The sequence below is a fragment of the Variovorax sp. Soil_C_19 genome, from assembly GCF_057657255.1.
Window position 1 is genome coordinate 1 of the sequence record NZ_JBDGIV010000049.1, and the last position, 350, is coordinate 350.

A 350-nucleotide genomic window follows, 5' to 3' on the forward strand; every position below is an offset into this window, starting at 1 on the left:
CCATTCACCGTCAGCATCACGCCGCCATTGACCGTCTCGGTCAGCCCACCGGTGACCATGCGCGTCTCGCCACCCGTGATCGTCTCGGTCGCACCGCCCGTGATCGTGCGCGTCTCGCCGCCCGTCACCGTCTCGGTCGCGCCGCCCGTCACCGTGCGCTCCTCGCCGCCGTCGATGGTCTCCACCGCGCCGGCCGTGATGTGCCGCTCCTCGCCCGCCTCGTAGGTCGCCGATTCGTGCCCCTTGATCAGCGTGGTGCGCGTCTTCCCGGTGGTGTGCGTCTCGTCGCCCTCCACCTCCACGTCGAGGTTGCGCTCGGCATGCAGCAGGATCTGCTCGGCGCCCATCTT

1 protein-coding gene is annotated in these 350 nt (G+C 70.0%); it reads right to left on the reverse strand.

Annotation, left to right across the window (positions count from 1 at the left end):
- The coding region (locus AC3A6R_RS27165; RefSeq protein WP_487866185.1) for a bacteriophage T4 gp5 trimerization domain-containing protein at positions 1–350 on the reverse strand (350 nt) is incomplete at both ends.